At 35.0% G+C, this 26,674-nt stretch carries 20 protein-coding genes; 10 read left to right on the forward strand and 10 right to left on the reverse strand.

Annotated elements, in window-relative coordinates:
* Positions 1 to 48: 48 nt before the first annotated feature.
* The 5 genes from K0R77_RS12940 to K0R77_RS12960 all read right to left on the reverse strand — a co-directional run bounded on the left by K0R77_RS12940 (position 49) and on the right by K0R77_RS12960 (position 6,198).
* The gene (locus K0R77_RS12940; RefSeq protein WP_300353014.1) at positions 49 to 1,626 is read right to left on the reverse strand and encodes a DHA2 family efflux MFS transporter permease subunit; all 1,578 of its coding nucleotides are present in this window, start codon (positions 1,624 to 1,626) and stop codon (positions 49 to 51) included.
* A gap of 117 nt (positions 1,627 to 1,743) precedes the next feature.
* Positions 1,744 to 2,847, reverse strand: a complete 1,104-nt coding sequence (locus K0R77_RS12945) for an HlyD family secretion protein (RefSeq protein WP_300353017.1) — start codon at positions 2,845 to 2,847, stop codon at positions 1,744 to 1,746.
* A 19-nt stretch (positions 2,848 to 2,866) separates the two neighbouring features.
* Entirely contained in the window at positions 2,867 to 4,180 is a 1,314-nt protein-coding gene (locus K0R77_RS12950; protein WP_300353020.1) for a TolC family protein, read from the reverse strand.
* Positions 4,164 to 4,790 (reverse strand): TetR/AcrR family transcriptional regulator, encoded by a 627-nt coding sequence (locus K0R77_RS12955; RefSeq protein WP_300353022.1) that lies wholly within the window; start codon positions 4,788 to 4,790, stop codon positions 4,164 to 4,166. The genes K0R77_RS12950 and K0R77_RS12955 overlap by 17 nt, the downstream gene beginning before the upstream one ends.
* A 289-nt stretch (positions 4,791 to 5,079) precedes the next feature.
* Positions 5,080 to 6,198 (reverse strand): DNA polymerase III subunit delta', encoded by a 1,119-nt coding sequence (locus K0R77_RS12960; RefSeq protein ID WP_300353025.1) that lies wholly within the window; start codon positions 6,196 to 6,198, stop codon positions 5,080 to 5,082.
* Positions 6,199 to 6,406: 208 nt separating this feature from the next.
* Here K0R77_RS12960 and K0R77_RS12965 point away from each other — a divergent pair, with 208 nt between their 5' ends.
* Genes K0R77_RS12965 through K0R77_RS12975 form a run of 3 tightly spaced genes read left to right on the forward strand, consistent with a single transcriptional unit; the run spans position 6,407 to position 9,357 of the window.
* Positions 6,407 to 7,699 carry a hypothetical protein gene (locus K0R77_RS12965; RefSeq protein WP_300353027.1) on the forward strand — a complete coding sequence of 431 codons (1,293 nt, stop codon included), beginning with the start codon at positions 6,407 to 6,409 and terminating at the stop codon, positions 7,697 to 7,699.
* Between the two features lie 2 nt (positions 7,700 to 7,701).
* Positions 7,702 to 8,298, forward strand: coding sequence for an LPS export ABC transporter periplasmic protein LptC (gene lptC / locus K0R77_RS12970; RefSeq protein ID WP_300353030.1), 597 nt, complete (start codon positions 7,702 to 7,704; stop codon positions 8,296 to 8,298).
* Between the two features lie 9 nt (positions 8,299 to 8,307).
* Positions 8,308 to 9,357, forward strand: a complete 1,050-nt coding sequence (locus K0R77_RS12975; RefSeq protein WP_300353032.1) for an anhydro-N-acetylmuramic acid kinase — start codon at positions 8,308 to 8,310, stop codon at positions 9,355 to 9,357.
* A 144-nt stretch (positions 9,358 to 9,501) separates the two neighbouring features.
* Here K0R77_RS12975 and K0R77_RS12980 read toward each other — a convergent pair whose 3' ends face one another.
* Positions 9,502 to 9,891 (reverse strand): hypothetical protein, encoded by a 390-nt coding sequence (locus tag K0R77_RS12980; protein WP_047442614.1) that lies wholly within the window; start codon positions 9,889 to 9,891, stop codon positions 9,502 to 9,504.
* A 30-nt stretch (positions 9,892 to 9,921) separates the two neighbouring features.
* On the opposite strand from K0R77_RS12980, the gene K0R77_RS12985 reads away from it, so the two are divergent.
* The gene (locus tag K0R77_RS12985; protein WP_300353038.1) at positions 9,922 to 10,533 is read left to right on the forward strand and encodes an NUDIX domain-containing protein; all 612 of its coding nucleotides are present in this window, start codon (positions 9,922 to 9,924) and stop codon (positions 10,531 to 10,533) included.
* Here K0R77_RS12985 and murF read toward each other — a convergent pair.
* Both murF and gldJ read right to left on the reverse strand, forming a co-directional pair.
* On the reverse strand, positions 10,526 to 11,797 hold the full coding sequence (murF, locus tag K0R77_RS12990) for a UDP-N-acetylmuramoyl-tripeptide--D-alanyl-D-alanine ligase (protein WP_300353040.1): 1,272 nt from the start codon (positions 11,795 to 11,797) through the stop codon (positions 10,526 to 10,528). The genes K0R77_RS12985 and murF overlap by 8 nt on opposite strands.
* 61 nt (positions 11,798 to 11,858) lie before the next feature.
* A complete protein-coding gene (gene gldJ, locus K0R77_RS12995; RefSeq protein ID WP_300353043.1) occupies positions 11,859 to 13,460 on the reverse strand; it encodes a gliding motility lipoprotein GldJ in 1,602 nt (533 codons plus the stop codon).
* A 164-nt stretch (positions 13,461 to 13,624) separates the two neighbouring features.
* Here gldJ and porU point away from each other — a divergent pair, with 164 nt between their 5' ends.
* The 3 genes from porU to K0R77_RS13010 all read left to right on the forward strand — a co-directional run bounded on the left by porU (position 13,625) and on the right by K0R77_RS13010 (position 21,181).
* On the forward strand, positions 13,625 to 17,518 hold the full coding sequence (gene porU / locus K0R77_RS13000; RefSeq protein ID WP_300353046.1) for a type IX secretion system sortase PorU: 3,894 nt from the start codon (positions 13,625 to 13,627) through the stop codon (positions 17,516 to 17,518).
* Positions 17,519 to 17,574: 56 nt separating this feature from the next.
* Entirely contained in the window at positions 17,575 to 18,738 is a 1,164-nt protein-coding gene (porV, locus tag K0R77_RS13005) for a type IX secretion system outer membrane channel protein PorV (protein ID WP_300353049.1), read from the forward strand.
* A gap of 181 nt (positions 18,739 to 18,919) precedes the next feature.
* Complete coding sequence (locus K0R77_RS13010; RefSeq protein ID WP_300353052.1) at positions 18,920 to 21,181, forward strand: FUSC family membrane protein; 2,262 nt, start codon at positions 18,920 to 18,922, stop codon at positions 21,179 to 21,181.
* Here K0R77_RS13010 and K0R77_RS13015 read toward each other — a convergent pair.
* Both K0R77_RS13015 and K0R77_RS13020 read right to left on the reverse strand, forming a co-directional pair.
* A complete protein-coding gene (locus K0R77_RS13015) occupies positions 21,162 to 21,776 on the reverse strand; it encodes a 4'-phosphopantetheinyl transferase superfamily protein (protein WP_300353055.1) in 615 nt (204 codons plus the stop codon). The two genes, K0R77_RS13010 and K0R77_RS13015, sit on opposite strands and share 20 nt — an antisense overlap.
* Before the next feature lie 318 nt (positions 21,777 to 22,094).
* On the reverse strand, positions 22,095 to 22,625 hold the full coding sequence (locus K0R77_RS13020) for a HugZ family protein (RefSeq protein WP_300353058.1): 531 nt from the start codon (positions 22,623 to 22,625) through the stop codon (positions 22,095 to 22,097).
* A gap of 159 nt (positions 22,626 to 22,784) precedes the next feature.
* On the opposite strand from K0R77_RS13020, the gene ahcY reads away from it, so the two are divergent.
* The 3 genes from ahcY to K0R77_RS13035 all read left to right on the forward strand — a co-directional run bounded on the left by ahcY (position 22,785) and on the right by K0R77_RS13035 (position 26,666).
* Positions 22,785 to 24,101, forward strand: coding sequence for an adenosylhomocysteinase (ahcY, locus tag K0R77_RS13025; protein ID WP_300353061.1), 1,317 nt, complete (start codon positions 22,785 to 22,787; stop codon positions 24,099 to 24,101).
* Positions 24,102 to 24,478: 377 nt separating this feature from the next.
* Positions 24,479 to 24,871 (forward strand): inner membrane protein YiaA, encoded by a 393-nt coding sequence (yiaA, locus tag K0R77_RS13030; protein ID WP_300353064.1) that lies wholly within the window; start codon positions 24,479 to 24,481, stop codon positions 24,869 to 24,871.
* A 256-nt stretch (positions 24,872 to 25,127) separates the two neighbouring features.
* Positions 25,128 to 26,666 carry a BspA family leucine-rich repeat surface protein gene (locus tag K0R77_RS13035; RefSeq protein WP_300353067.1) on the forward strand — a complete coding sequence of 513 codons (1,539 nt, stop codon included), beginning with the start codon at positions 25,128 to 25,130 and terminating at the stop codon, positions 26,664 to 26,666.
* Positions 26,667 to 26,674 lie beyond the last annotated feature (8 nt).

Consider the following 26,674-nt stretch of genomic DNA (forward strand, 5'->3'; position numbering starts at 1 on the left):
TTAAGATTAACAAAAAAAAACCTCTGAAAATCTCAGAGGTTTATATTTTTAGTGCATTGCTTCACTCAGGTCTATTTTTTCTTTGCTCTTCCGCTCTCTGATGAAGAGAATAAATGGAATACAAACTAAAAATGCAATTCCCAAGTATAAGAAAACATCCATATATGAAAGTACGGTTGCCTGTTTCGTTACGGTCATATCCATAACTTTGTAGGCAGCGTTCATTGCTGCATCGGGAGTCATTCCTTTTGCTATGAAACTGGCTTTCAATCCTGCTAATCTTTGCTGAACATCAAAACTGTCTGCATCTAAGTGCGAAATTAAATTCACCCTGTATTTCTGGCTTGCATTGGCAATAAAGGTAGTAATGGCAGCGATTCCGAAAGATCCTCCAAGCTGTCTCATCATTCCTGTAAATGCTGCTCCCTGTCCGATTTCCTGACCTTTCAAGGTACTTAATGACAAGGAAGTAATTGGAATAAACAATAATCCTAATCCCATTCCTCTTACAATCAGCATCCAGAAGAACGCATCCTTACTTGTATCGGGAGTCAGAATTTTGTAACCCCAGAAACTGTAAACAAAGAATATAAATAATCCTAATGAAACCAAAATCTGCTGCTTTGCTCCTTTTGAAAGTAATCTACCGATAATCGGCATCATAAATGCGGTCGTCAACGCCGCCGGAATCATCAATGCTCCTGACTGAAGTGCCGTCCAACCCAAAATACTTTGCGTATATAATGGAACGATAAATGTAGAACCATACAAACCAAATCCTAAAACAAAGGACATGACGGTTCCAATTCTCAGGTTTCCGTTCTTCAAAACACGAAGTTCTACAATAGGATATCTAAATGTCAATTCGCGCCAAAGGAAACATATAAATCCTAAAACTGCCGTTGTAGTAAAGGTTACGATCATTCCGCTTTCAAACCAGTCTTCTTCATGACCTCTTTCCAAAATAAACTGTAATGAGCCAACCGTTAAAGCCAACAACATAATTCCAAGCCAGTCAACATCCGAAGCTTTACGCTTTTCGGAAAATTTCGGACTTTTCACAAATTGTAAAGTCATCAAAGTAGCCGCAATCCCGATCGGAATATTAATATAGAAAATATATGGCCAACTGAAATTATCTACAATATACCCTCCCAATGGCGGACCTAAAGTGGGACCGATAATGACTCCCAAACCATAAATCGCCTGAGCCATACTTCGTTTTTCTACCGGATATGATTCGGTGATAATGGTTTGTGAGGTTACGAGCAATGCTCCACCTCCTATTCCCTGACAGAGTCTGAAAAACACCAGTTCCCAGATATTATCTGCGTTTCCGCAGAGAAATGAGAAAATGGTAAATATAACGATGGAGGCTGCAAAGTAATTTCTTCTGCCAAATTGCTGCGAAAGCCAACTCGTCATCGGTACTACAATTACGTTACCAATTGCATAAGCTGTAATTACCCAACCCACTTCGGAAAGTGTGGCTCCCAGGTTACCTTTCATCTCGTTCAGGGCAACGTTCACAATCGTGGAATCCACAATTTCAAGCAAAGCACAAAGAATAGCCGTGATCGTAATGATCACTCTTCGGGCTCCATATTCTACTAATGAATCTTGCATTTGATATTTAATTTAAAGATTAAAAAATTAAAGGATTAAAAGATTACCGACTCGCATAATTATTATTGTTTATACGTCCTGTAATCTTTCAATGTTCAAATCTTTTAATGATTTAATCTACTTTAAAGAAACCTCTGCTTTCACATTCATACCGGTTCTTAATCTTTTTGCAATGTTTTTGTCAAGATTTACAAAATCGATTTTGATCGGAAGTCTCTGTACTACTTTTACAAAGTTTCCACTTGCATTATCCGGAGGCAAAATTGAGAAGGTAGAACCTGTAGCCGGAGAAAATGAACTTACTACTCCTTCAAAATCTGTATCAGGAAAAGCATCGATCTCGATTCTTACTTTTTGACCTTCCAGCATTTTGGCAACCTGAGTTTCCTTAAAATTGGCAATGACCCATTTCTGATCGTTTTTAACCAAGCTGAACAATTGAGAACCTGCCTGTAAAAACTGACCTGCCTGAATCGGAACTTTTCCTACGAAACCATCTTCAGGAGCAACAATTACAGTGTAAGAAAGATTTAATCTTGCACTTTCCACATCTACTTCTCTTTGTTTAGCCACAGAACCTGCAACAGAAATCTGCTGAGAACTTGCTTCAGTTTGAGAAGAAGCGATACCGGTTTGCTGTGCAATCTGATTTCTTGTATCAACCAAAACCTGTAACTGCTTATCTGCAGACTGTTTTGCTGCTAAAGCCTGCTCGTATTGCTGTTCTGTAATCGAATGGTCTTTTACAAGAACCGAATATCTTTTCAAATCCTGAGAAGTCTTCCAAACATTTACTTTAGCCGCTTCAATTTGTGCATTTGCAGTTGCTACAGCTGCCTGAGAACTGTTGATGTTTTTTGAAGTTGCATTGGTAGATGACTGAGCAGAAGAAATATTGCTTTTTGCAGTTGACAAAGCTGCCTGAGCCTGTTCCAAAGCCATTTTCTGATCTTTATCATCTAAAATAACCAAAGTATCTCCTTTTTTTACAAACTGGTTATCTTTTACTTTCACTTCTGCAACGTAACCTGAGATTTTAGAAATTACAGGGTTCAAGTTTGAAGCAATTTGTGCATCATCGGTTTCTTCATGAATCTGTCCGTAAGAATAAGTTCTGTAACCGTAAATTCCTCCTACGATAACGATTACCGCTAATATAATCGGGAAAACTAAACTTTTTTTCTTTTTAGGTTCAGTCGCTTGTGTATTATTATTTTCCATTGTTGGTATAGTTCTTCGTTTATTTAATTGTTAAAGTTCCTGTAGTCTGTAAAAGCTTTCTGTAAGCCAATGCTGCGTCTGCTTTAGCATTGATCACTCCGACGTTTGCAGAAATCTGAGCCGCATCTGCATCCAGTAATTCTGTCATTGTAGCAAGACCGTTATCATATTTATTTTTAGTAATTCTGTAATTTTCATTAGCCTGAACAGCCGCTTTTTCGAAAACCGCAATTCTCTTTTTAGAGTAATCGGTGTTTTGAAACTCTCTGTTGACGTCTAATTTAATATTGTCATTCAACAATTCATTGGTTGCTGATAGCTGCATTTCTCTTGCTTTCGACTGCTTCAATGCAGAATTTTCTTTCCAGAGATTTGATAGATTGTAAGAAACTCCTACTCCAACATTTACTGCATTATAAATCGTTAAAAATTTCGGAATATCTGCTGCAACATAACCACTTGTAAACGCTATTGAAGGAAGATTCTCTGCTTTTGCAGATTTTGTTCCCAATTCTGCTGCTTTTCTCTGCTGCTCCAAAGCCTGAAGATCTTTTCGGTTTTCTCTGGCTTCATTTAAATAAAAATCAACAGGTTTTACATCATCTGCTTCATCGATATATTGCTGATCAACTTCAATTTCGGTCGATTCGGGAAGTCCCAAAAGCAAATCCATATTGATGTTAGCAATATTGTAATTGTTTTTAGCTTCTAATAATTGTAATTCAATGTTTGAAGTTTGAAGATTTGCCTTTAAACGGTCATTTCTTGCGATTACTCCGTTGTTTTCAAGCTTAAGAAAAGTTTCGTCTCTTTTTTGAGAAGCACTTAAATTTTCTTCTAAAACTTTAATCGATTGATTGGCTTTAAATAAATTATTATAAGCCTGTGCAACATTATAAGCAATGGCTACTTTATCATTTTCTGTACTTAATTTTGATGCTTCCACCAAATATTTTGCAGACTGAATTCCGTACTTGATTCTTCCACCACTGTAAATCGGAACACTTAAATTAGCTGATCCGTAAGCAACCTGATGAACTTCCGGTCCTCCTGCAGATGAAACTCCGGGAATTTTTAAGTCGATGGTAGGTTTGAGCGGAAGGTAAAGATAACTTCCTGAAACAGACAGATCCGGAAGCTGTCTGTTCTTTGCAGCCAAAAGATCAGCCGTAGCTTCTTCTATTTTGGCAGCATCTATTTTTAAACTTTTGCTGTTCTGGATTCCCAACTGTACGGCTTCATCGAGGCTGAGTTGCTTTTTCTCCTGAGCATTTGCGTTTGCGATTCCTATGAACAAGGAAAGAGCAATAACTGAGTTATTTATTCTCTTCATAACCTAAAAGGTCTTTTAAAATGTATTTTATATGTTTATTAAGCTCTGTGTAATATTTTTCCTCAAAAACTTCTTCATCTTCGGTATTATTCAAAAATTCTTTATACATCTCTTTTCCATTGGATGCGTAGAATAATGTTCCGCTCACTGTAGAATGCAAAAGATAAATCGGTGGATTTTTGGTAAAAATTCCTTTTTGAAGACCACTTTCCAGAATTTTTGAATACATAGAAATAAATCCGAGTTTTGTCTGTTTAAGAAACTCTACAATCTGAGGATTCTCTGTGTGAAGCTGCTCTCTCTGCATGATTCTGTAAAAACATTTGTGATGTCTTACTCTACCTGAAAACTGATCTACAATCTTCTCTATTTTTTCCCATTCGTTGATGTCTGTTCTTTCTAAAATATCTTTTGAAAAGAACTGACTTTCTGTCATTCTGTACTCAACTAATTTCTCATACAACTTTTCTTTTGAGCCGAAATAATAAGAAATCATTGAAATATTGACGTTCGCCGCTTTGGAGATTTCTCTCGTTGAAGTACCCTGAAAACCATGTTCAGCAAAAAGCTTCTCAGCGGCAAATAATATATTTTCTTCTTTTGAAATCATTACGTTTTCATTTTTGAAGGGGCAAAGATACACAAGATTTTGATAAAATCAAACGATTGATTGATTTTTAATTTAATTTTAATCTTGGTTAATTAATTTTGAAAATTATTCTTGTATAAGCGTAAATAAACACAATCGTTGTCATTCCGTAGGTATCTCAACACAGTAAAAACAAAAGAGTCTAGATTCCTACGGAATGACAAACTTTGAGAATAATTTAGAAAAAAAAGAAAAATCTATGTTAAATTTGAAAAAATAAAACGAAATCCAATAATCGTGTCAAGATTTTTTATGAATTCTTATGAATATATCTTGAAAGCTTAATTCCCAGATCCGTCCAGACAATTTTAGGATTTCCGTTTCTGGTTAAATGAAGATCTGCAGCATTGATTTCTTCTAAGATACTGATGATATTTGCACCACTGATAAATTTTGAAAAACCAGCCCAATTAAATCCGTTAGCATCAATTTTTTTGTACACCAGTTCTTCTGACTGATAATTCTGCAGCAAAGCCAATCTGAAGATTTCGGAAGCATAATTCAGAAAATTCTTCTGCTTTTCCCTGTTCCATCCTGCAATTTCTTTTGCCCAGATAATAATATTTTTAAGAAATTCAGGTTTCTTTTTAACCTGAAAAGCATCACGAACCCATTGTACAAATAGTCTTTCAAATTCCGGATTTTTGATCTCGGCATTCAGAAGTTTTATCGCTTCATTCAAATTTCCTTGTGCTTCATGAGCAACAGCTTTTGCCTGATCATCAGAAGCCGAGAATTGATTTTTTAGATGATTCATTAAATCTTGATCTGCAATTCTGGGAACTTCAATGATCTGAGTTCTTGAAATAATTGTTGGGAGAATATCGTCGGTACTTTCCGCAGTTAAAAGAATGATTGTTTTTGCCGGTGGCTCTTCCAGAAATTTCAGGAATTTATTTGAAGCTGCAACATTCATTTTATCTGCTCGCCAAACGATGAGAATTTTGGTTCCGCCTTCGAAACTTTTTAGAGCAAATTTCTGATTCTGATCATCAATTTCATCTGCAGAAATAAAAAGCTGCTTATTTTCTGAATCTAAAAATGCCGTCCAATCATCGTAACTTGCATACGGCGACTCCAACATCATTTCCCGGAACTGATCAAATTTATTTTTACTTAAAGAATTTTTGTTGTCGGTAAATACGGGAAAGCTGAAATGTAAATCCAAATGATTAAGGTGCTCGACCTTTGAAGCAGCGTGCTCGTTTTCACCTTTTAGGATTTCTCTTGCATACGCTAAAACCAACGGCATCGTTCCGTAACCTTCTTTTCCTATGAAAAGTTGGGCGTGGCTTACTCTGTTTTCGGCAATGCTGTCTCGAAGAAGTTTTTTAAGATTTTCCTGTCCGGCGATGTTTTCCCAATTCATGTTTCAAAGATAAAAGAATTTTACGGAAATGGGAATTGGTCAATTATCAATTTTGCTTCACAAGTGAATTGTGAATTTAAAAATTGACAGCGAAGCGGATTCATAATTGATTATTCACCAGAAAATCCCCTTAACAAACTTTAACCTCGCTAAATTTTTACAATTCATTAATATTTAAGATATTTGCGCATTATTTTAAAAATCTAGAATGAAAAAAATTTTTGTACTATCATTCATTTCTGTTGGGTACTTCCTTAACGCGCAAAGTTTGAGCAATTCACCTTATGCGACTTATGGAATTGGTGATGTAAAATATGATAATACGATTGAAACTTCCTCTATGGGAGGTATCTCAACTGCTTATATCAGTGACTTCACAAGTAACTTTAATTTCGGAAACCCTGCCAACAACAACAATTTCGAACTGACAAGCATCAAACTTGAAGCTACAAACGAGAATAATTACTTTAAAACTGATTATAACAATACAAAGTCTACAAAACATTCTACGTATTTATCTAATATCTCATTGGCTTTTCCTATTTCTTCGAAAATAAAAATGGGATTACTGTATCAACCTTACAGCTCGAAAAGCTATGACATTATTAATACAGAAACTATAAAAGATACCCAAACAGGTCAAGAAACCATTGAGGGAAAGCGTTTTACAGGTAGCGGAACTCTGAATACCGCACAAGCTGCTATATCATACAAAATAAATTCTCAGTTTGCAGTTGGTGCACGCGCCAATTACTATTTTGGAAATTTGTATGACACGAATGAAGTTACAAGATCTGATGCTGAATTAATCAACGGATATGAGACTAAAAACAGTATCAGGAATTTTAATTTCACTTTAGGGACAAGCTATCAAAATCTTAATACAAGTACAGACCGTAAGTTTACATTAGGTGCGACAGCTACTTTTGGGAATACAAGTAATATGACCACAGAATATCTGAACAGTACCTATTACTATTCGGACGGTGATGTAAAAGAAGCACAGACTACCATAGAGCAAAAAAACACGAGTTCTAAAAACTTACTTCCGTTACAGGCATCTTTAGGAGTTGGTTACGGAAGCGAAAACCAGTGGTTCTTATCTGCTCAGGTAGATTATAAAAAAGGAGAAACCATAAGCTACTTCGGAAATACTTTTGACTTTAATGATTCTTACAGAATATCTGCAGGTGGTTGGTATTTGCCAAATTACAATAACTTCAGAAGTTATTTTTCAAGAATGGTTTACCGTTATGGCGCATTCTATGAAAAAGGAAATCTAAAGATTGCAGGAAACGATATCAACAAATTCGGAATTTCTGCAGGAGTTATGCTTCCATTCAAAACCAGCAGCATCACAAGAATGAGTGGTCTTGAAATTGGTGTGGAATTAGGAAAAAGAGGAACTCTGAAGAACAATCTGATCAATCAGAATTACGTTAATTTAAAAGTAGGATTCAATTTTGCTGATAAGTGGTTTAGAAAATCTCTGTACAACTAATCATGAATTTGATTTCAAACATATCATATAAAAATATAGCATACCTTTTTAGTTGTGCTATATTTTTTGTGTTCACTTCCTGCGAAGAAGATTTGACCAAACAAGATAAAAATCAAAGTAAAAATTTCCCTTCGCAGATCATCAAAAATGCTAAAATCATCCAAAGAGATTCAGGATTTGTTTCTTTAAGAGCTACTGCTCCTATCATCGAAAAATATGAACTGATAGACAGTCAGTATACGGTGGCAAGAAAGGGAATGAAAATTGAATTTTTTGACAAGAAAAAGCCGAAAAACCCCGGAAATATTACTGCAAGATATGCAAAAATATATGATTACAAGCAGTTTTTTGAAGCCCGTGGAAATGTCCGAATTTTAACAAGTGACGGACAACGATTTGCGACCCAAAGTGTATTTTGGGATCAGAGAAAGAAAAGAATCTATACAAGAGATACAGTTTACGCAACAATGGAAGACGGTTCTACCCTGGTTCATGCCAACGGAATGACCGCAAAAGACGACTTTTCGGAATATACTTTCTATAACAATTCCGGTGATCTTGATATCAGCAAGACCAAAATTGCAGAATCTAAAAAATAAAGATTAAAAATGATAACTTTTCAGGCAATCGGATTGATGTCAGGAACAAGCTTAGACGGTTTGGATATCTGTCTGGCAAAGTTTGAAAAACAAAACTCAGTCTGGAAATTTCAAATTTTAAAGGCTGAAACAATACCTTACACAAAAGATTTAGAAGGTCAACTTAGAAATTCTATTCATTTATCTGCTGAAAAACTTTTAGAACTCCATTCAGAATACGGTTTTTACTTGGGGAAAAAAGTTAAGAATTTTATTTCAAAACATCAAATTGAAAATATTGACCTCATTTCTTCACACGGACACACCGTTTTTCATCAACCTCAAAAGAAATTTACCTTACAGATTGGTGACGGAAGAGCCATTAAAATCGAGAACGGATTACCCGTTGTCTATGATTTCCGCTCACAGGACGTTTTAATGGGTGGAAATGGAGCTCCATTGGTTCCGATTGGTGATGAACTACTGTTTTCAGAATATGATGCCTGTCTGAATTTAGGAGGATTCTCAAATATTTCATTAAAATTTAATGACAAAAGAATCGCTTTTGATATTGCACCTGTCAATATTATTTTAAATAAAATCGCTCAAAACTGTAATCAGAATTTCGACAAAAACGGAGATTTAGCACGGAAAGGAAAAATAAATACAGAATTACTCAACAAGCTAAATTCATTGGAATTTTACAACCTTTCTCATCCGAAATCACTTGGAATTGAATGGTGTAATGAAAATATATTTCCTTTGTTTAAAAAGTTAGATTCAAAAGATATTTTAGCAACATTTACAGAACATGCGTCTGAACAGATTTCAAGAATTTTTAATCAATATCAACTGAAAAAAGTGTTGTTTACAGGCGGCGGAACTTACAATTCTTATTTAATTGAAAAAATAAAGGAAAAAACAAACTCAGAAATTGTAATCCCTGAAAAAGAAATAATTGATTTCAAAGAAGCTTTGATATTTGCTTTTATGGGAGTTTTGAGAATTAACAATGAAATCAATGTGCTTTCTTCTGCGACAGGAAGTTCCCAAGATCACAGCTCCGGAATTATTGCATAAAATCTTAATTACCACTTATGTCACACTATGTTTGTCATTCCGCAGGAATCTCAACACAGTAAGCGATATTTAGATTCTTACGAAATGACAAACATGGCTTTATAAAATTGCATAAAAAACCTTCATCTCTGAAGGTTTTGATCTTTATTTATAAGCTTCAATCTTATCTGTCAAAGTATTGATGAAATTCTGCAATGGTTTTTCAACCATCATTTTGATGAAAGGATTAAATTTTCCTTCAAAAAGCATCTGAACTTCTGTCTGATTTTCACTGAGAGGCTTTAAAGTTGCCGTAAGAGCAAAGTCTAAACTTGAGCTTGCAGACTTTAAAACAGCCTTTTCTTCAGTTACTTCATCGATCTTTAAAGCGATTTCGGGCATTCCCTGAAGTCCGAATTTGAACCCATCTTCTCTGCTTTCAAACTTCTGAAGACCGTCTGGCATAAAATCTTTGTAGTTTTCCGGTGTTTTTAGCAACTCTGACAACTCTTTAGATGATTTATTGACAACAATTTTTCGTCCTTCTAAATTCATTTTTTTATTTTTGTATTTAAATTCCTACAAATGTATAAAGTTTTTGTGAACGAAAAAAAATTATTACTCTCTAAGCAGTCTGAAGACTTAGAAAAAAATCTGAAATATGACAGTTTCACAACTTTAGAGATTGCGCTTGATCTTCTTCAGAATACATCGGTAAAGGAACTGAATGTATACGGAGAACAGATTGACAAAATTTGGGAAGAATTTAAAAAACTTTTCAGAATCATTGAAGCAGCGGGCGGTATCGTCAACAGACCAAATGGGGACATCCTTTTCATCAAAAGATTAGGGAAATGGGATCTGCCAAAGGGAAAAATGGAAAAAGGAGAATCCCGTGAAGAATCTGCTGTAAGGGAAATTGAAGAAGAAACAAACCTGCAAAATGTAGAACTCTTAGATTTTATCAACACAACTTACCACATTTATATTGAGAGAAATGGCGACAGAGTACTGAAATATACCCATTGGTTTGAAATGAACTTTGATGGCGAAGATACCTCAAAACCTCAGATTGAAGAAGGTATCACTGAAGTCGCATGGAAAAACACCTCGCAAATTGAGAGCGAAGTTTTTCCAAGTACATTTAAAAATATTCAATTGATAATCAAAGAATTCTGGGCAACGAAGGCTAAATAAAGTCAATCGCTTTTTCTAATGAAATGCCTCTTGAAGCTTTTAACAAAACATTTTCTGACTGAATTTTGTTTGAACTGAGGTATTGAATCAATTCTGCTGTATTTTCAAACGATTTTGATGAATCATTGACTGCCTTAAAGTGTTTTCCCACAGTGATGATTTCGTTGAAACCAAGATCGTGAGCAGTTTTCAGAATATTTTGATGTTCTACCGTGCTTTCTTCTCCCAACTCAAGCATATCCCCGATAACAATCGTTTTAGAACCTTCAAATGTGATGAAATTATACAGTGAAGCGGTCATAGAACTTGGGTTTGCATTGTAAGTATCTAACACCAAAGTTTTATTGCCTTTTTTTACAATTTGAGAACGCATATTTGTAGGCGTATAACTTTCTATCGCTTTCTTTATCTGATTGATCTCAATCCCGAAATGAAGTCCGAAACTTGTAGCAGCGCAAAGATTAGTAAAATTATAATCCCCCGTAAGCTGTGATAATGCTTTTGTATCCTGATACTCTAAACCGACGAAATGTTCATGCGAAAATATTTGAAAAAAATAATCAGAAGTGATCTTACCAAAGGTTATTTTTGAAAGATAATCGGTCGTTTTTTCTACCTGAATATGATCATTTTCGTTCACTAAAATGTTTTGCTGATTACTTTTAAGATAATCGTACAGCTCAGATTTTCCTTTTATAACTCCTTCAAAACCACCGAACCCTTCTAAATGGGCTTTTCCAAAATTGGTAATATATCCGAAATTCGGTTTTGCTAAAGTGCATAAAAGCTCAATTTCTTTCTGATGATTGGCTCCCATTTCGATAACCGCCATCTCATGCTCAGGTTTTATCGACAAAATCGTAAGCGGAACTCCGATATGATTATTTAAGTTTCCATAGGTATACTGAACATTGAATTTTTGTGAAAGAACGGCATGAATTAACTCCTTTGTAGTAGTTTTACCATTACTTCCGGTCAGCCCGATAATCGGGATATGTAAGTGATTTCTGTGATGTATAGAAAGGTTTTGCAGAAAATCTAAAGTTGATGGTACATAGAATATATTTTTATCCTTATTTTCAAAACTTTCGTCCTCAACAATCACTGCTAAGGCTCCATCACTTATTGCTTGTTCAGCTAAAGATGCTGCATTGTAATTATCTCCGGAAAAGGCAAAGAAAATATCACCAGCATTGATTTTTCTGCTATCAATTGTTACTTTTTCCGCTTTTAAAAATAAAGGATAAAACTGTTCTACATTCATTCATCAAAAATAAAAAAACCTCCCGAAAAATCGGGAGGTTTTTTATAAGTATTTTGAAATATTATCTTCTTGTTCTAGCTTTATCGCTAACTCTTGCATCCTGTGCTACACGGAAACCAATCCATCCATAACCAGAATCTTCTTTCTTGTATCTTCTTTGTCCCGGATCTAACCAGTACGCTGAATCTTGCCAAGAACCACCTTTGATTACTCTGATATCATTAGTGATCGCTGATGTTCTGTCTTTAGTATCTTTCTGCAAGATTACTTTTCCGTTTCCGTCAACTACAAATCTTGTTGTAGGAGCGTTGTACATATTGTAAGCAGCAGAAGAATCACTTGCGTTTCTATAATCTAATGAAGACATTCTGTCACCATCTCTATAGTTTCTGTAATCACCGATTGTTTCTCTTTCAAACTGACCTGGTAAGTTTTTGTAAACCAATCTTCCGTCAGCTAAAGTATCATATTTAATAGTACCTTCATCTACCATTTTGTAAGTTCCGTCACCGTTTCTTACGATAGCTTGAGGCATATTTCCTCTGTAATAATTGAAATCTGTGAAGTCTTCATCAATGATTGGTCTGTATACATCAGCCGTCCATTCTGCAACGTTTCCAAACATACCATATACACCGATATCGTTTGAAGGGAATTGTCTTACATCAGATGTTTGAGCAGCACCATCATTTTTCCAACCTGCAGGTCCTGAATAATCTCCTCTACCTTGCTTGAAGTTAGCTAAAATCATTCCTCTATCTTTACCTTTAGTACCTCTAAGTTTATCGATCTGTGGTTTTTTCTCTGTATAGTTGTTATACTCTCTATTTTTTTCCATACCAAGAGCTGCATATTCCCATTCTACTTCTGTAGGAAGTCTGAATTTCGTAACCATTGCCGAACTAGGAGATCTGTTGGCAGCAAGCAATCTTTGGTTGGTCGTTTTCATACCAGATTTCTGTGCCATTCTCTGCTGGTTGATGTATCCTTGCATTTCGGGATCATTCGATTTGAATTTGTCCATATTGAATGCAGTTCCACCTTGGTTATTAGATTCGTTGATGTACAAATCTTTTGCAATAATACCTGCTTGCATTAAAGCTTTTTCGTTCGCTCTGTCTGTCAACCACTCACAGTATCTGTTGGCTTGTGTCCAAGAAACTCCTACTACCGGATAATAATCATAGTTCTGATCTCTGAAATAAGTCTCATTAAGATCATTTCTAGATAATTTATTATCCCATAATAAAGTATCAGGTAAGGCACCATTGTAGATTTCCTTGAAACTTGGATCACTTGGAGGAAATACATACTTCAACCATGTAAGGTATTCGCGGTATTCGTAGTTAGTAATTTCTGTTTCACCGATAAAGAAAGAACTTACCTGCATTCTGCGAGGCGAGTTATTCCAATCGTGCATAACATCATCTTTCACTAATCCCATGGTAAAAGTTCCACCTTCCACATATACCATTCCTGGCCAACCTTTCTGCTTTTGTTGCTTTCCTGCAAAAAACCAACCTTGTTTTTCGTTTGGTTTCCAACCTGTCTTGCTGACAAATTTTTTAGTACCGCCTCCTTTGCTGGTACTAGACCCTCCACAGCTGGTTAATGCAAGTGTAGAACTTAATGCTATTAATGAAAACAACTTTAGTTTTTTCATAGTCGATATAAATATTATTCAAAGTACAAAGAAAAAATAAATTATTCAATAAATCAAATAAAGATTTGATTTTTTTGAAAAACGTTTGCAAATTAATTTTATTGTATCGCTACTTATTATAAAATTTTCATTTATTTTGTAATTTAGAAATTTCAAAAATAAACATGAGACTAAAAATAACTCTTTTATTCCTATTTGCTTTTGTATCAACGATTTGGGCTCAAAGAATCACCATAGAATGGAATGGTGCAAAAATCGAAGACTTTGGCGACATAAAAAGGAATCTTCCCAACTTTAAAAATGAGGGTTTTTCTTACAGCCAAAATAATATCTTCATCCAAAACAAACAAAAAACAGGAGAAGGCCAGTTAAGAGTTACCAATCTTGTATGGGAACCGGTCTCAGCTAAAGATTTATTCGACATCAACAAAGATCTGTTGCCCAATTATGATATTACAGATATCAATTATTATTATCTCGAAGGCGAAAGAATTGCCAACACAACTGTAGGATTATTTAAAAATGTAAAAGGAAGAATCCAAAGACTTTCTTCTTTCGAACTTACTTCTTCTAATTTGCCTTCCAATTTTAGTGCACAGAAAGTAGGATCAACGGCAAATCCTTTAGCAAATGGTGGTTTTTATAAAATTAAAGTTGATAAATCCGGAATTTTCAAAATCACTGCACAGTTTTTAAGAGATATTGGAATCAACCCTTCAAATGTAAATCCTAAAAACTTCAGAATTTACGGAAACGGAGGAATTATGCTTCCCGAACATAATCAGGATATAAAATACAGCGCATTGCAGGAAAACTCCATTCAGGTTGTAGGTGAAGATGATGGTGTTTGGAATGATGCTGATTACGCACTATTTTATGCACAGGGTCCAAATGGTTATAATCTTTATAACATGGGTAACGGAAATGGCTTTAAGCGGAGAGACACCAGATTTGAAAGGAGTGAAAACGTGAAAAATATCTACGAAGATTTTGCTTATTACTACATCAATTATGACAAAGGTGCCGGAAAAAGAGTTCAGAATATTGATTTAAATTTACCTGCGACAGCTCCAATTACAAGATATGATAATTATCAGGTTATTAATAATGACCAAAAGAATCTGATCAAAGTTGGAAGAACTTGGGTAGAGGAAACTCCATTTACTACTGATAAGACGGTGACTTTTAATTTAAATTCTCCAATTCAGGGAGGAGATAACATTAAATATCTGACACAGGTCATTGGTTATAGATCTCAAGGAAATAATATCGGATTTGACATTAATAGTCAAAACCCAATTACATTATCATCCGCATCTGATGATTTGGATTTCAGACCTTTTAGATATGATGGTACGATCAGTAATTTAAGTGGAAATCAAATTTCTATCAATTACAAACCAAGCATTACAACAAATCCTAACGGTTTGTTTTATTTAGATTTTATAGAAATTCAATATAAAGAAGATCTTAAATTCAACGGAAGTCAGATGAATTTCAGAGATTTCTCGCTTGAAAGTGGGACAAATACCAATTATGGCTTCAGCATTTCCAACACAGCCGGAATGGAGCAGGTGTGGGACGTTACCGACATTACCAATGCCAACAGAAGAGTAAACAAAGCTGCCGGAACAGGTTCTTTTAATTTTGCCTACACAACTGCAGATCCTAATTTTAATAATGAATTTGTAGCATTCAGAGCAGATGCAGCATATACTCCACAATTTGTTGAGAAAATCAGTAACCAAAATCTTTCTGCATTACAAAATGTAGATTATCTGATCATCGCACCACCAGAAATGATGTCGCAGGCTCAGAGATTGGCAAATTACCACCAGACAAAAAACAGCTTTAATGTTCAGATCGTAGATCCATCAAAAATCTATAACGAATTTGGCAGTGGAAGCAGAGATCTTACGGCAATCAGAGATTTTGTCACGAAACTGAATACTCCGCTTGGAAGTTTAAAATATGTTTTCATATTAGGTGATACCTCTTATGACTACAAAAACAGAATTCCAAATAATTCTAATGTTGTATCAAGTTATCAGAGTGAAAGTTCAAGTGATTTTATCTCGTCTTTTGTCACTGATGATTATATTGTCATGACAAAACCTCAGACAACATCTTTCATTACCAACAATTTACCTGATCTCCCTGTAGGAAGAATTCCTGCAGCAAACCCTACAGAGGCCGCCAATATGATAGATAAGACATTGGCATACTACAATTCATTATCGGGACAGTCAACACCTTTTGGAGAATGGAGGATGAAACTTGATTTTGTAGTAGATGATGATGATGACAATGATAATTTTCCGGGAGGAACACCCTTTCATACAACAATGAACAATACTTTGGCGAGTATATTTGAAACAGGAACTACTCTTAAGGAATATAATATAAGAAAATTATATCTTGATGCATTTCAGGCACAAAGTACAGCCGGTGGACAAAGGTTTCCTCAGGTAAATCAGGCGATTTCAAATGATATGGGCAACAGTTTGTATCTTTTCTATTTCGGACATGGAGGGATCAACGGTTGGGCACAGGAAAGAGTTTTCACTTTAGATGAAATTCAAAATGCCAATAATTTTTCTCCGGTATACAGCAGATTTCCATTTGTATCAACCATTACCTGTGAATTTACGCTTTGGGATGAACCGGGAACATCTTCTGCCGGAGAACAGCTGATGAAATTGAAACAGGGAGGTGCAGCTGCAATGATTACTTCAAGCCGTGCAGTAGGTGTTGGCTATGGAGTTCTTTTTACGGATGATTATACTAAAGATATTTTTAAAATGGTCAATGATGATTTTGTATCATTGGGTGATTCTCATTTAAATGCTAAAAAAGCAAGGGGTGCAGATTCCAATCATTTAAAAGTAAATTTTCTTGGAGATCCTGCTATGAAACTGAGCAGACCAAAAAGATTATTGATGATTGATGCTATAGAAACACCGGTTCCTGGATTGATCAGAGGATTGGATTTTGTGAAAATAACAGGTCATATTAATAATAACAATGGTACCACCAATACAACATTTAACGGAAGAGTTGTGATCAATATCTTTGACAAAAGGCTTAATAAGGCAACTTTGAATAATGACGGAGCTTTAAGTCCAACATTAAATTACACAGAAGAAGGAAGCGCAATCGTGAAAGCTTCAGGAACTGCTGTAAATGGAGTTTTCACAGTAGAATTTTATGTACCTAAAGACATCAATTATGCTGTAGGTGAAGGAAGATTACTAGGATATGCAGACAATAAAGCTATTGATGTATTCAACAATCAGGCAGTTCAGGTAGGTGATATCAATCCTAACGGAATCAACGATAACGAGCCTCCAAAAGTAAAATTGTATATGAACAACACCAATTTTGCCAACGGTGGAATTACCGATCAGCATCCTGTGCTTCTTGCCTGTGTAACAGATGATACCGGAATAAATTCTACAGGGTCTGGTATTGGTCACGATATTACTGTATATTTGGACGGACAAATTATTAACACCGTTGTTTTAAATGATTTCTTCGCTTCAGGTGAAGGAAATGGATGTCTTAATCCGAGTTTGGCCGATTATCAAAAGGGAAATGTAAGTTATCCTTTCAGAAACTTAGCAATAGGACAGCATCAGTTGACATTTAAAGTTTGGGATATAAACAATAATTCGACAACAGAAACGTTAAACTTTGAAGTTAAAGATGAAGCAGATCAGCATTTAGTAATCAACAGACCACTAAACTGGCCAAATCCTTTTACAAACAAAACGTATATCCATTTTGAGCACAATTGTGATGATATTTTAGATGTGAATGTTCAGATCTACACCATTACAGGAAAATTAGTAAGAACTTTAAGTCAGCCGGTGGTTGCAGAACCCTTCCTACAGGGCTTTAGAACGCCTCGTCAGGCAATAGAATGGGACGGAAAAGACGATTTTGGTGACACAGTTGCAAAAGGTACGTATATTTTTAAGATATTTGCAAAAAGTCAAAATCAAGAAAAATGCAAAGGGAGTGCTACAGCTGTAGAAAAAATGGTACTTTTGAAGTAAAATAATAAGAAATTAAGAATATCAATAAAAAACTGATAATATATAAAAGACAACATATGAATTTAACTACTAAACTGCTTTTGGGGATTGGTTTGAGTGCTGGGTTTTTAGGCTATGCACAGGATTTGAGTCAGGTAAGACCTGTATTAACCGGAGCTCCATTCCTGAGAATTGCACCAGATGCAAGATCGGGTGGTATGGGGGATCAAGGGGTCGTTACTTCCCCGGATGCTTTTTCTCAATTTTGGAATGCAGCAAAATATCCTTTTAGCAGAACAAGTTCTTCTGTAGGTATCAACTACACACCATACATGGGAAAACTTACAAATGATGTATTTTTACTGTATGGAGCTTTCCATAAATTTTTAGGTCAGGAAGAAAGATCTACAATTTCCGCAAGTATTTATTATTTTAATATGGGTGAGGTTGACCTTACATCACTTGTAGGAAATGAGGTAACTTCTAACGGTACTTCTAAGCCAAACGAATTCTCAGTAGATATTGCGTACGGTCTGAAACTTTCTGATTCTTTCTCCGGAGCTGTAACTGGTAGATTTATTCGTTCAGATTTGGCCGGTGGATTCAACACAGATACGACACTTAAACCTGCAAATAGCTTTGCAGTAGATATTTCAGCATACTATACTTCACCTAAGTTCTCTAGCTTTGGAGGATATGATGGTAAAGTTAATGCTGGTTTTGCTATGACTAACATAGGTCCTAAATTAGATTATACAGGAGATGAAGAATCAAGATCTTATCTTCCTACCATGGCAAGATTGGGTATTGGTTATGATATGTATCTGGATGATGTAAACAGAGTTGGTTTGAGCGTTGAAGGTTCAAAAATCTTAGTACCGGGATCAGAATTCGTAGGAAACGATCCGAACACAAGACAACCAATTTATGCTGTACCAAACGTAGGAGTAATGTCCGGAATCGGAAAATCTTTCAAAAATCCAGAGTCAATCATGTACAGTGGTGCGCTGGAATATTCTTATGACAATGCATTTGCTGTAAGAGGAGGTTATTTCCACGAAAGTGATGTGCAGGGAGCAAGACAATTTGCAACTGCAGGTATTGGTTTAAAATACCGTTCTTTCGGATTAGACATTTCTTATTTGATCAATATGTCTAAAATCAATACTGCTTTGGACAATACACTACGTTTCGGTCTTACTTGGAACATCGGTGAAGAAACTTCTAATGTAGATAACTAAGAATATCAAACATAAGATACAAAAGCTCCATTCATTGGAGCTTTTTTTGTTGATCTAAATTAACAATTCAGTCCCGAAGGAAAATCCACAACCCACCTTACAAATGAAACATTAACAAAATATGTTCACAAAAGTCTTGCAATTATGGGGCTTTTTGTTTTTCAATAATTATTTTTGTAGTATGAACTATTCTGCGGAGCTAAAAAAGATCGTAACCAGTCAATATGTATATTCTTCGATAAGAATTACATTGGCAACGGTTATTCCGTGTTTGATACTCTCCTATTTCGGCTTGCTCAAAGAATATTTCTTATTTCCTCTTGGGACCAGTTTCGTTGCATTGACAGATCAACCCGGGCCATTTATTCGAAGAAGAAATTCATTAACGTTTGCTATTTTCTGTTTCGTGATCGTCTCATCGATTGCAAGTTTAGTCAAAGGAATAATTCCTTTGGTCATCTCGGAAATTATCATTTTCGGAATGTTTTTCTCTCTGATTGGCGTTTATGGTCAGAGACTTGCTGCAGTCGGATCTTTGGCGTTGGTTGTTCTCGCAATTTTTATAGACGGACATTTAACGGGAGCCAATATTTTAAAAAGTTTACTGATTTTCGCGGCCGGCTGTATCTGGTTTTTATTGATTTTCTTAATTGTAACAACCATTCAGCCTTATAAATTGGCCAGTCAGATGATTGGTGAAAATTATCTGCAGCTTGCCGAATTTTTGAAAATTAAAGCAAATTTTTATCAGAAAAATCCTGATTTTGACAGATTAAACACTCAGGTAATTGCAAAACAGATAGAAATTAAAAACCTTCAGGAAGAAACCCGTGAGACGGTTTTTAAAACCCGAACAATCGTCAACGAATCTACCACCATAAGCAGACTTCTGATGTTGACATTTTTGAATTCAATGGATCTGCATGAAAAATTGATGACTTCGGAAAGTGACTACAAAAAACTGCAGCAGAGTTTTGAAGATTCTACCATTTTAGTTAACATTCATGATTATTTAAATATACTTTCCGAGGAAATTGCCAATATCGGAATTTCACTTCAAAGCAGCACCCGGGCAAAACCTATTTTTAATCTTGAAGCTCGTTCGCAGGATCTGAACATTCATTATTTTGAGCTTAGAAATAAGCAAATGACTCCCGATAATCTCGAAAATTTCATGATTTTGAGACAGATCATGATGCGCATCAATGAGATTACAAAAGAGATCAACGAAATTTACAAAGTATTTGCCCAAAATGTAAAACTGGCAAAAAGCCTTTCAACAGGTCTTGATCTGAAAAAATTTATGCCGAATGAGGAGAAAATTAATTTTAAAGTTTTAAAAAGTAATATTTCGCTTACCTCATCACATTTTCGTCATGCAATAAGAATTACTGTTGCTTTATTTTTAGGATATCTGGTTTCTCTTTTACCATTTTTAGTGATTGGTCACACGTATTGGATCTTGATTACCATTGTTGCTATTTTAAAACCCGCCTACTCCATTACCAAACAGAGAAACCTTCTTCGTTTTTACGGTACAGTTGCAGGTGCGGTTATTGCTTATGCCATTTTATATTTTGTCAATATCAACGCTATCCTTTTTGCAATTCTTTTACTGAGCATGATTTTATGCTTCAGTTTATTGAAGGGAAGATATTTTTGGGCAGTTCTCTTTATGACGATGTATGTTTTTATGAGTTTTAATTTTTTAAATCCGGGGAACATTAATGTCATTTTTAAAGACAGAATTGTTGATACGATTATTGCAGGAATTATCGCTTTTCTGGTTTCTTATATTGTGCTTCCGGTTTGGGAACATACACAGAATTTAGAATTAATGAAAAAATCTGCAGAATCTAATCTCACCTATTTTCACAGCGTAATGGCTAAATTTCTGAATGAAGATTTTGATATTGAAGATTATAAGGTTAAAAGAAAAAATGCCATTATTTCATTGGCTAATCTTTCGGATAATTTTCAGAGAATGATTTCCGATCCCAAAAATCAGCAGAAAAAACTGGAAGTCGTGCATCAGTTTGTGGCAACATCACATTTGATCACAGCTTATACAGCTTCACTTTCACAATATTCTAAAAACAATAAAAAATACCCGGAAATAGATTCTGAAAGCTGGACAAAAAAAATAGAAGCTGAGATGAATCAGGTTTCCGTATTGCTGAATGGCGAAAAAATTACAGAAACATTAAAAATGGAAAGCCGTCTTGAGCCGGAAGATTCATCGATTGAAAATTTACTGCTTCAAAGAAAATCTGAACTTTTAGAAAATGAAATCTTTGACCGCAGAGACCCGAATAAAATTTCACATTTAACGGAACTCAAAAATATCCATGATGTTTTGGAATTGATCTATGACGTCGCAAAAGAACAGCGGAAAGTAATTCAGACGTACAGAGCAGAAACCACTACTCTTCCACAATCGTAAAGCAATAATCGTCAAAAAACTTCACTCTCGCTTTAAACTCATCTGAAATCTGATCATCATGTACTCTGCACCTGATATCAAAAAGATATTTAAGTTCGAAAGGCTTTACTTCGTAATGTTTTTTCAGTGACCAATGTTTGGAATGGTGAATTTTGTACATACTTTCCTTCACGCTCCAGATAATTGTATAAAAAGTGACCTCATTATCAAAAGGTATAAAACCTCTCTCGTTCTCGTAAGTAAACTTATCTATTACCCTTAAAATTTTAGGATTAAATTTTTCAATATCAATCCCTATTTTACTTTTAGAAATGGCAATTGCAGCGAACGGAAAAGAATGTGTGATCGAAACTTCAGCATCTTTTGGGGAAAGAAATGGCTCTCTTTCTTTATATAAGATTTTTGAATCAGGCTTTAAACTTTTGAGAAGTTTTCTCACCATCAATACCTCAAGTAATTTTTTCGGATGATAATCTTTTACTTTTTCGATATTTTCCGGCTCCAGAAGTTCATCAGGACTCAACTCTTCATCTTCCTCATATTTCCATACGAGAATCGTAGCTTTGTCATCAGAAAAATCGCGGTAAAGAGGCATAATTAAAATTATTGCGTAAAAGTAGTAATTTTTTTGACTGGAAGTTCGGAGATTAATAATAGAAGTTTTTCAGGTAGTGAGTTATCTTTCATCGCACAGTTTTTTATGCTGAAAGTATCTCGACCGTTTTTTTTAAATTTAGTTTAGATTCCTCGGGAATGACAAACAGACTACCAAAGAGAAATCATAGAAATTTTTACAATTCACTTTGAAAAGAAAATTCACTTAAATCCTAAAACTTAAGTGAATTTCAATATTATTTAAAAAGCTGAAAACTTAAGGTGCAAATGTAAACTTTCATCACCCAAGTCATGCATCCTACTTCGATTGATGATTCTGATCGTTTCTATGTTGCATAATTTCGAGATTCTCATCTACAAAATAAGCACTTCCAAATCCGTTTACATAAGCTCCTTTCACAGGATTTAATGCGATCAGTATAAAATCTTTCATTTCAGAAATCACATCTACCACTTTACCGTGAGTTTCTTTCAACAAACCTACAACCTGATTCCAGATTTCAGAATCTCTTTCGATCTGAGTAGTTGTTGCTTCGATCGTTAATCTTTCACGAGCGTAGATCTGTTTTGTAGCAGATTCGTCTTCGATGAACATCATAGAGGTTTTTCTACCTTCAGAAAGATTCTTTGTATGTTTTGCCATGAAAGAAACCAAAATATAAAATTTGTTATCAATTTCTACAAACGGTGCATAACTGGAGTTGGGAGTTCCTTCTGCATCTACCGTTGCAAGAATGATACTTTGAGTTCTTGCGATCAGTTCTTTTACTTTTGGGGCAACAGGTTTTGCTTGTCTTTGCGCTTCTTCCTGCGTGTGAGTATGATTCATAATAGATTTATTTTTGCAAAAATACATAATTTAGAATAAATAAAAATAAAATTCTTGCATATTCTATTTCCTGATGGTTATCATAGACATTGTTTTTTTATCTTAATTATATGTTGTAATTTTGCATTTAATTATTTGAATTTAAACTTATTCATACATATGAGTACTACAACACAATACGTTCCTTATAAAGTTAAGGATATTTCTCTGGCAGAATGGGGAAGAAAAGAAATTACTCTTGCTGAGGCAGAAATGCCCGGTTTGATGGCTATCCGTGAAGAATTCGGACCGTCTCAGCCGCTTAAAGGTGCAAGAATCGCGGGTTGTCTTCACATGACAATCCAAACAGCTGTGCTTATCGAGACATTAGTGGCTTTAGGAGCTGAAGTTACTTGGTCTTCTTGTAATATTTTCTCTACTCAAGATCACGCTGCTGCGGCAATCGCTGCTGCAGGAATCCCTGTTTATGCATGGAAAGGTCTTAACGAAGAAGAATTCGACTGGTGTATTGAGCAGACTTTATTCTTCGGTGAAGACAGAAAACCATTGAATATGATTCTTGATGACGGTGGAGATTTAACAAACATGGTATTTGACAGATACCCAGAATTCACAAAAGATATCAAAGGACTTTCTGAAGAAACAACTACAGGAGTTCACAGATTATATGAGAGAATGAAAAACGGAACTTTGGTAATGCCTGCCATCAACGTAAATGATTCTGTTACCAAATCTAAGTTTGACAACAAATACGGATGTAAAGAATCTGCAGTAGATGCTGTAAGAAGAGCTACAGACATTATGTTGGCTGGTAAAAGAGTTGTAGTTTGCGGATACGGAGACGTTGGTAAAGGTACTGCTGCATCTTTCAGAGGAGCGGGTTCTATCGTTACTGTAACTGAAATTGATCCAATCTGTGCACTTCAAGCTGCAATGGACGGTTTTGAAGTAAAAAGACTAGATACTGTTGTAGATAACGCAGATATCGTAATCACTACAACTGGTAACTTCAATATCGTAAGAAAAGAACATTTCTTAAAATTAAAAGATAAAGCGATCGTTTGTAACATCGGTCACTTCGATAACGAAATTGATATGGCTTGGTTGAACGAAAACTATGGTCACACAAAATCTGAAGTGAAGCCACAAGTTGATATCTATACTTTGGAAGAAGGTAAAGAAGTAATCATTCTTGCTGAAGGTAGATTGGTAAATCTTGGTTGCGCAACAGGTCACCCAAGTTTTGTAATGTCAAATTCTTTCTCTAACCAGACTCTGGCTCAGATCGAACTTTGGACTAATTCTGAAGCTTACGGAAACGAAGTATATATGCTTCCTAAGCATTTGGATGAGAAAGTAGCTGCTTTACACCTTAAAAAATTAAGTGTTGAGCTAGAAGTTCTTTCTACTGAACAAGCTCAATATATTGGCGTTGATGTGAAAGGACCTTACAAGCCAGAATATTACAGATACTAGTTATTAGTAAATAATATAATCAGCAATGAGTAATTGCTGATAAAGAATAGTAGAACGCTTCAGAATTTTTCTGGAGCGTTTTTTTATCACAGAATAAATTAAATCTCAAAACTTCTCATCACTCAAATCTCTAAATTTCAAATACAATCAGGAGCTTAATCACGCTATCCGCTGTATCTTTTTTTGCGGTTCCCTTCGCTTTGCTCCGGGAACCGCAAAAAAAGGATGCCGCTTCTATCGTGGCTATGAAGTTGCACATCTTTACAGAGAGAGTCGTCAAATTTCATCAAAGATTAGTGATAAAAACCAAGATAAATCATAGACTTTCATTAAAAAATAATATATTTGGATCAATTAACATTAAAAAAACATAATAAATGAAAAAGCAAGGAGTATCAAACGCATTCGTCGCAGCTTCGTGGGTTGCTCTGGGCGCAGGAATGATCGGTTACATTGTAGGTTTGGTAAGAGCAGAGATGCAACTGAATGAAAAAGGATACTATTTCACAATTCTTCTTTACGGGTTATTTGCTGTAGTTTCATTGCAAAAAGCTGTTCGTGACAGAATGGAAAACATTAAAGTCACAGATATTTACTACGGAATCTGCTGGTTTGCTACATTATCATCTATAGTTTTGTTGACAATTGGGCTATTTAATGCAACCATTTTGCCGAGTGAAAAAGGTTTTTATGCATTTGCATTTTTGCTCGCCCTTTTTGGCGCAATTGCCGTCCAGAAGAATACCCGTGATAATATGATGGAAGATTAATTAATAAAAAATTAAATCATCAATGCTCATCAAAATTGGTGAGCATTTATATTTTGCAATATTTATTTCACAAAATATTGATATGTTTGAAAAATTCTTATATTTGTCATTTATATATAATTAACGAAATCACAAAATTAATTTATTATCATTAGGAATACTTATAATATAAATTGCTTAAACTTTTAATTCATCAAAGAATAAATAAGTTTTAGAATATTATTTTCCTTAAACACCAATTTTTAAAATTAATCCTATGAAAAAATTAATATTTTTTATCATTCTAACACTGTCTATTCAGATTACCCAAGCTCAAAATGAATTTATCACCATTTGGAAACCGAGCGGTATTAATCCAAATTTCATCACTAATGTTACCGGTCAGAATCCATCTACATCAAGTCAGATCTGGTTTCCGGGCACAGGAATTAATTACACAATTCAGTGGGAAGAAGTAAACTATCCACAACATAACGGAACACTGACCAATGTAACTTCGATAGGTCAGACTTTAATAAGTTTCGGTACACATCTTAACCCAAATCCTGGTCAGGCTACTTACAGAGTGAAAGTAAGTAATGGAAACGGAGTTTTTAACCAGATAAAATTTGCAAGTATGACCGTCACACAAGCCGGGACATTATGGACATATCCCGGTAATTCAGACAAATTGCTTGCAATAGAACAGTGGGGTAATATTCAGTGGCAATCTATGCATAATGCGTTTTCACATTGCAGATATGTACAGATCAATGCAACAGATTCTCCCAATCTTTCTTCCGTAGAAGACGCATCATATATGTTTTATAATGCCAATTCGTTAACAGGACACGCTTCTATGGCGAACTGGAACACCTCAGGCATTAAAGATTTTAGAAATATGTTTTCACACGTTAGCTTATTTCAGATTCCTGATACTTTTAATGCTCCCATCGGTTCGTGGGATACATCCAACGCAACCGACTTCAGATATATGTTTGAAAACAGAGTTGCATTTAACCAAAATTTGAATAGTTGGAATACATCGAAAGTTACAGATATGAGCTATATGTTTTCCGGAACTCAGGCATTTAATCAGCCCTTAAATAACTGGAATACATCAAACGTGACCAACATGATGTGGATGTTTCATTTTAATCCAAATTTTAATCAGCCCCTGAATAACTGGAATATTTCTAAAGTCACAAACATCTCTCATATGTTCCATGCCTGTACAGCATTCAATCAACCATTGGATAGCTGGAATACAAGTGTTGTGACAGATTTCAATACCATATTTCAAGGAGCAACAAATTTTAATCAAAGCCTTGAAATATGGAATCTTCCTGCGCTTACCAATGGTTTTGTTGCTCTTACAGGTTCGGGCTTAGATTGTGACAATTACAGCGACACACTTGCAGGTTGGGCAGATAATCCCAATACAGCAAATAATATTAATCTTGGACCCGTTTTATTGACATATTCAGTCGATATCAATCCGAAAAGAAATATTCTTCTCAACAAAGGCTGGACTATAAGTGGTGACACGATAGGAGAATGCAGAAAATTATCTACTCACGAAAGTCAAGTAAAAAACACAGGCTCCATCTATCCTAATCCTGCTGAAAATTTTATCTATTTACAAAATATCAAAGATGCAAAAAGCTACATCATAACAGATATGAGCGGAAGAATGATCACCAAAGATGCTTTGACAAAAGATTTAATCAATATCCAAAATCTAGAGCCTGGAAATTACATTTTGCAAATTGTTACCAAAGAAAAAATTGAGACTTTTAAATTCATTAAAAAATAAAAACAAAA

This window comes from Chryseobacterium sp. (genome assembly GCF_029240215.1).
Taxonomy (GTDB): Bacteria; Bacteroidota; Bacteroidia; order Flavobacteriales; family Weeksellaceae; genus Chryseobacterium.

Bases quoted from the DNA above. Each gene is read 5' to 3' on its own strand.
- K0R77_RS12940 (WP_300353014.1), bottom strand. From the start codon at position 1,626: ATGCAAGATTCATTAGTAGAATATGGAGCCCGAAGAGTGATCATTACG.
- K0R77_RS12945 (WP_300353017.1), bottom strand. From the start codon at position 2,847: ATGGAAAATAATAATACACAAGCGACTGAACCTAAAAAGAAAAAAAGT.
- K0R77_RS12950 (WP_300353020.1), bottom strand. From the start codon at position 4,180: ATGAAGAGAATAAATAACTCAGTTATTGCTCTTTCCTTGTTCATAGGA.
- K0R77_RS12955 (WP_300353022.1), bottom strand. From the start codon at position 4,790: ATGATTTCAAAAGAAGAAAATATATTATTTGCCGCTGAGAAGCTTTTT.
- K0R77_RS12960 (WP_300353025.1), bottom strand. From the start codon at position 6,198: ATGAATTGGGAAAACATCGCCGGACAGGAAAATCTTAAAAAACTTCTT.
- K0R77_RS12965 (WP_300353027.1), top strand. From the start codon at position 6,407: ATGAAAAAAATTTTTGTACTATCATTCATTTCTGTTGGGTACTTCCTT.
- lptC (WP_300353030.1), top strand. From the start codon at position 7,702: ATGAATTTGATTTCAAACATATCATATAAAAATATAGCATACCTTTTT.
- K0R77_RS12975 (WP_300353032.1), top strand. From the start codon at position 8,308: ATGATAACTTTTCAGGCAATCGGATTGATGTCAGGAACAAGCTTAGAC.
- K0R77_RS12980 (WP_047442614.1), bottom strand. From the start codon at position 9,891: ATGAATTTAGAAGGACGAAAAATTGTTGTCAATAAATCATCTAAAGAG.
- K0R77_RS12985 (WP_300353038.1), top strand. From the start codon at position 9,922: ATGTATAAAGTTTTTGTGAACGAAAAAAAATTATTACTCTCTAAGCAG.
- murF (WP_300353040.1), bottom strand. From the start codon at position 11,797: ATGAATGTAGAACAGTTTTATCCTTTATTTTTAAAAGCGGAAAAAGTA.
- gldJ (WP_300353043.1), bottom strand. From the start codon at position 13,460: ATGAAAAAACTAAAGTTGTTTTCATTAATAGCATTAAGTTCTACACTT.
- porU (WP_300353046.1), top strand. From the start codon at position 13,625: ATGAGACTAAAAATAACTCTTTTATTCCTATTTGCTTTTGTATCAACG.
- porV (WP_300353049.1), top strand. From the start codon at position 17,575: ATGAATTTAACTACTAAACTGCTTTTGGGGATTGGTTTGAGTGCTGGG.
- K0R77_RS13010 (WP_300353052.1), top strand. From the start codon at position 18,920: ATGAACTATTCTGCGGAGCTAAAAAAGATCGTAACCAGTCAATATGTA.
- K0R77_RS13015 (WP_300353055.1), bottom strand. From the start codon at position 21,776: ATGCCTCTTTACCGCGATTTTTCTGATGACAAAGCTACGATTCTCGTA.
- K0R77_RS13020 (WP_300353058.1), bottom strand. From the start codon at position 22,625: ATGAATCATACTCACACGCAGGAAGAAGCGCAAAGACAAGCAAAACCT.
- ahcY (WP_300353061.1), top strand. From the start codon at position 22,785: ATGAGTACTACAACACAATACGTTCCTTATAAAGTTAAGGATATTTCT.
- yiaA (WP_300353064.1), top strand. From the start codon at position 24,479: ATGAAAAAGCAAGGAGTATCAAACGCATTCGTCGCAGCTTCGTGGGTT.
- K0R77_RS13035 (WP_300353067.1), top strand. From the start codon at position 25,128: ATGAAAAAATTAATATTTTTTATCATTCTAACACTGTCTATTCAGATT.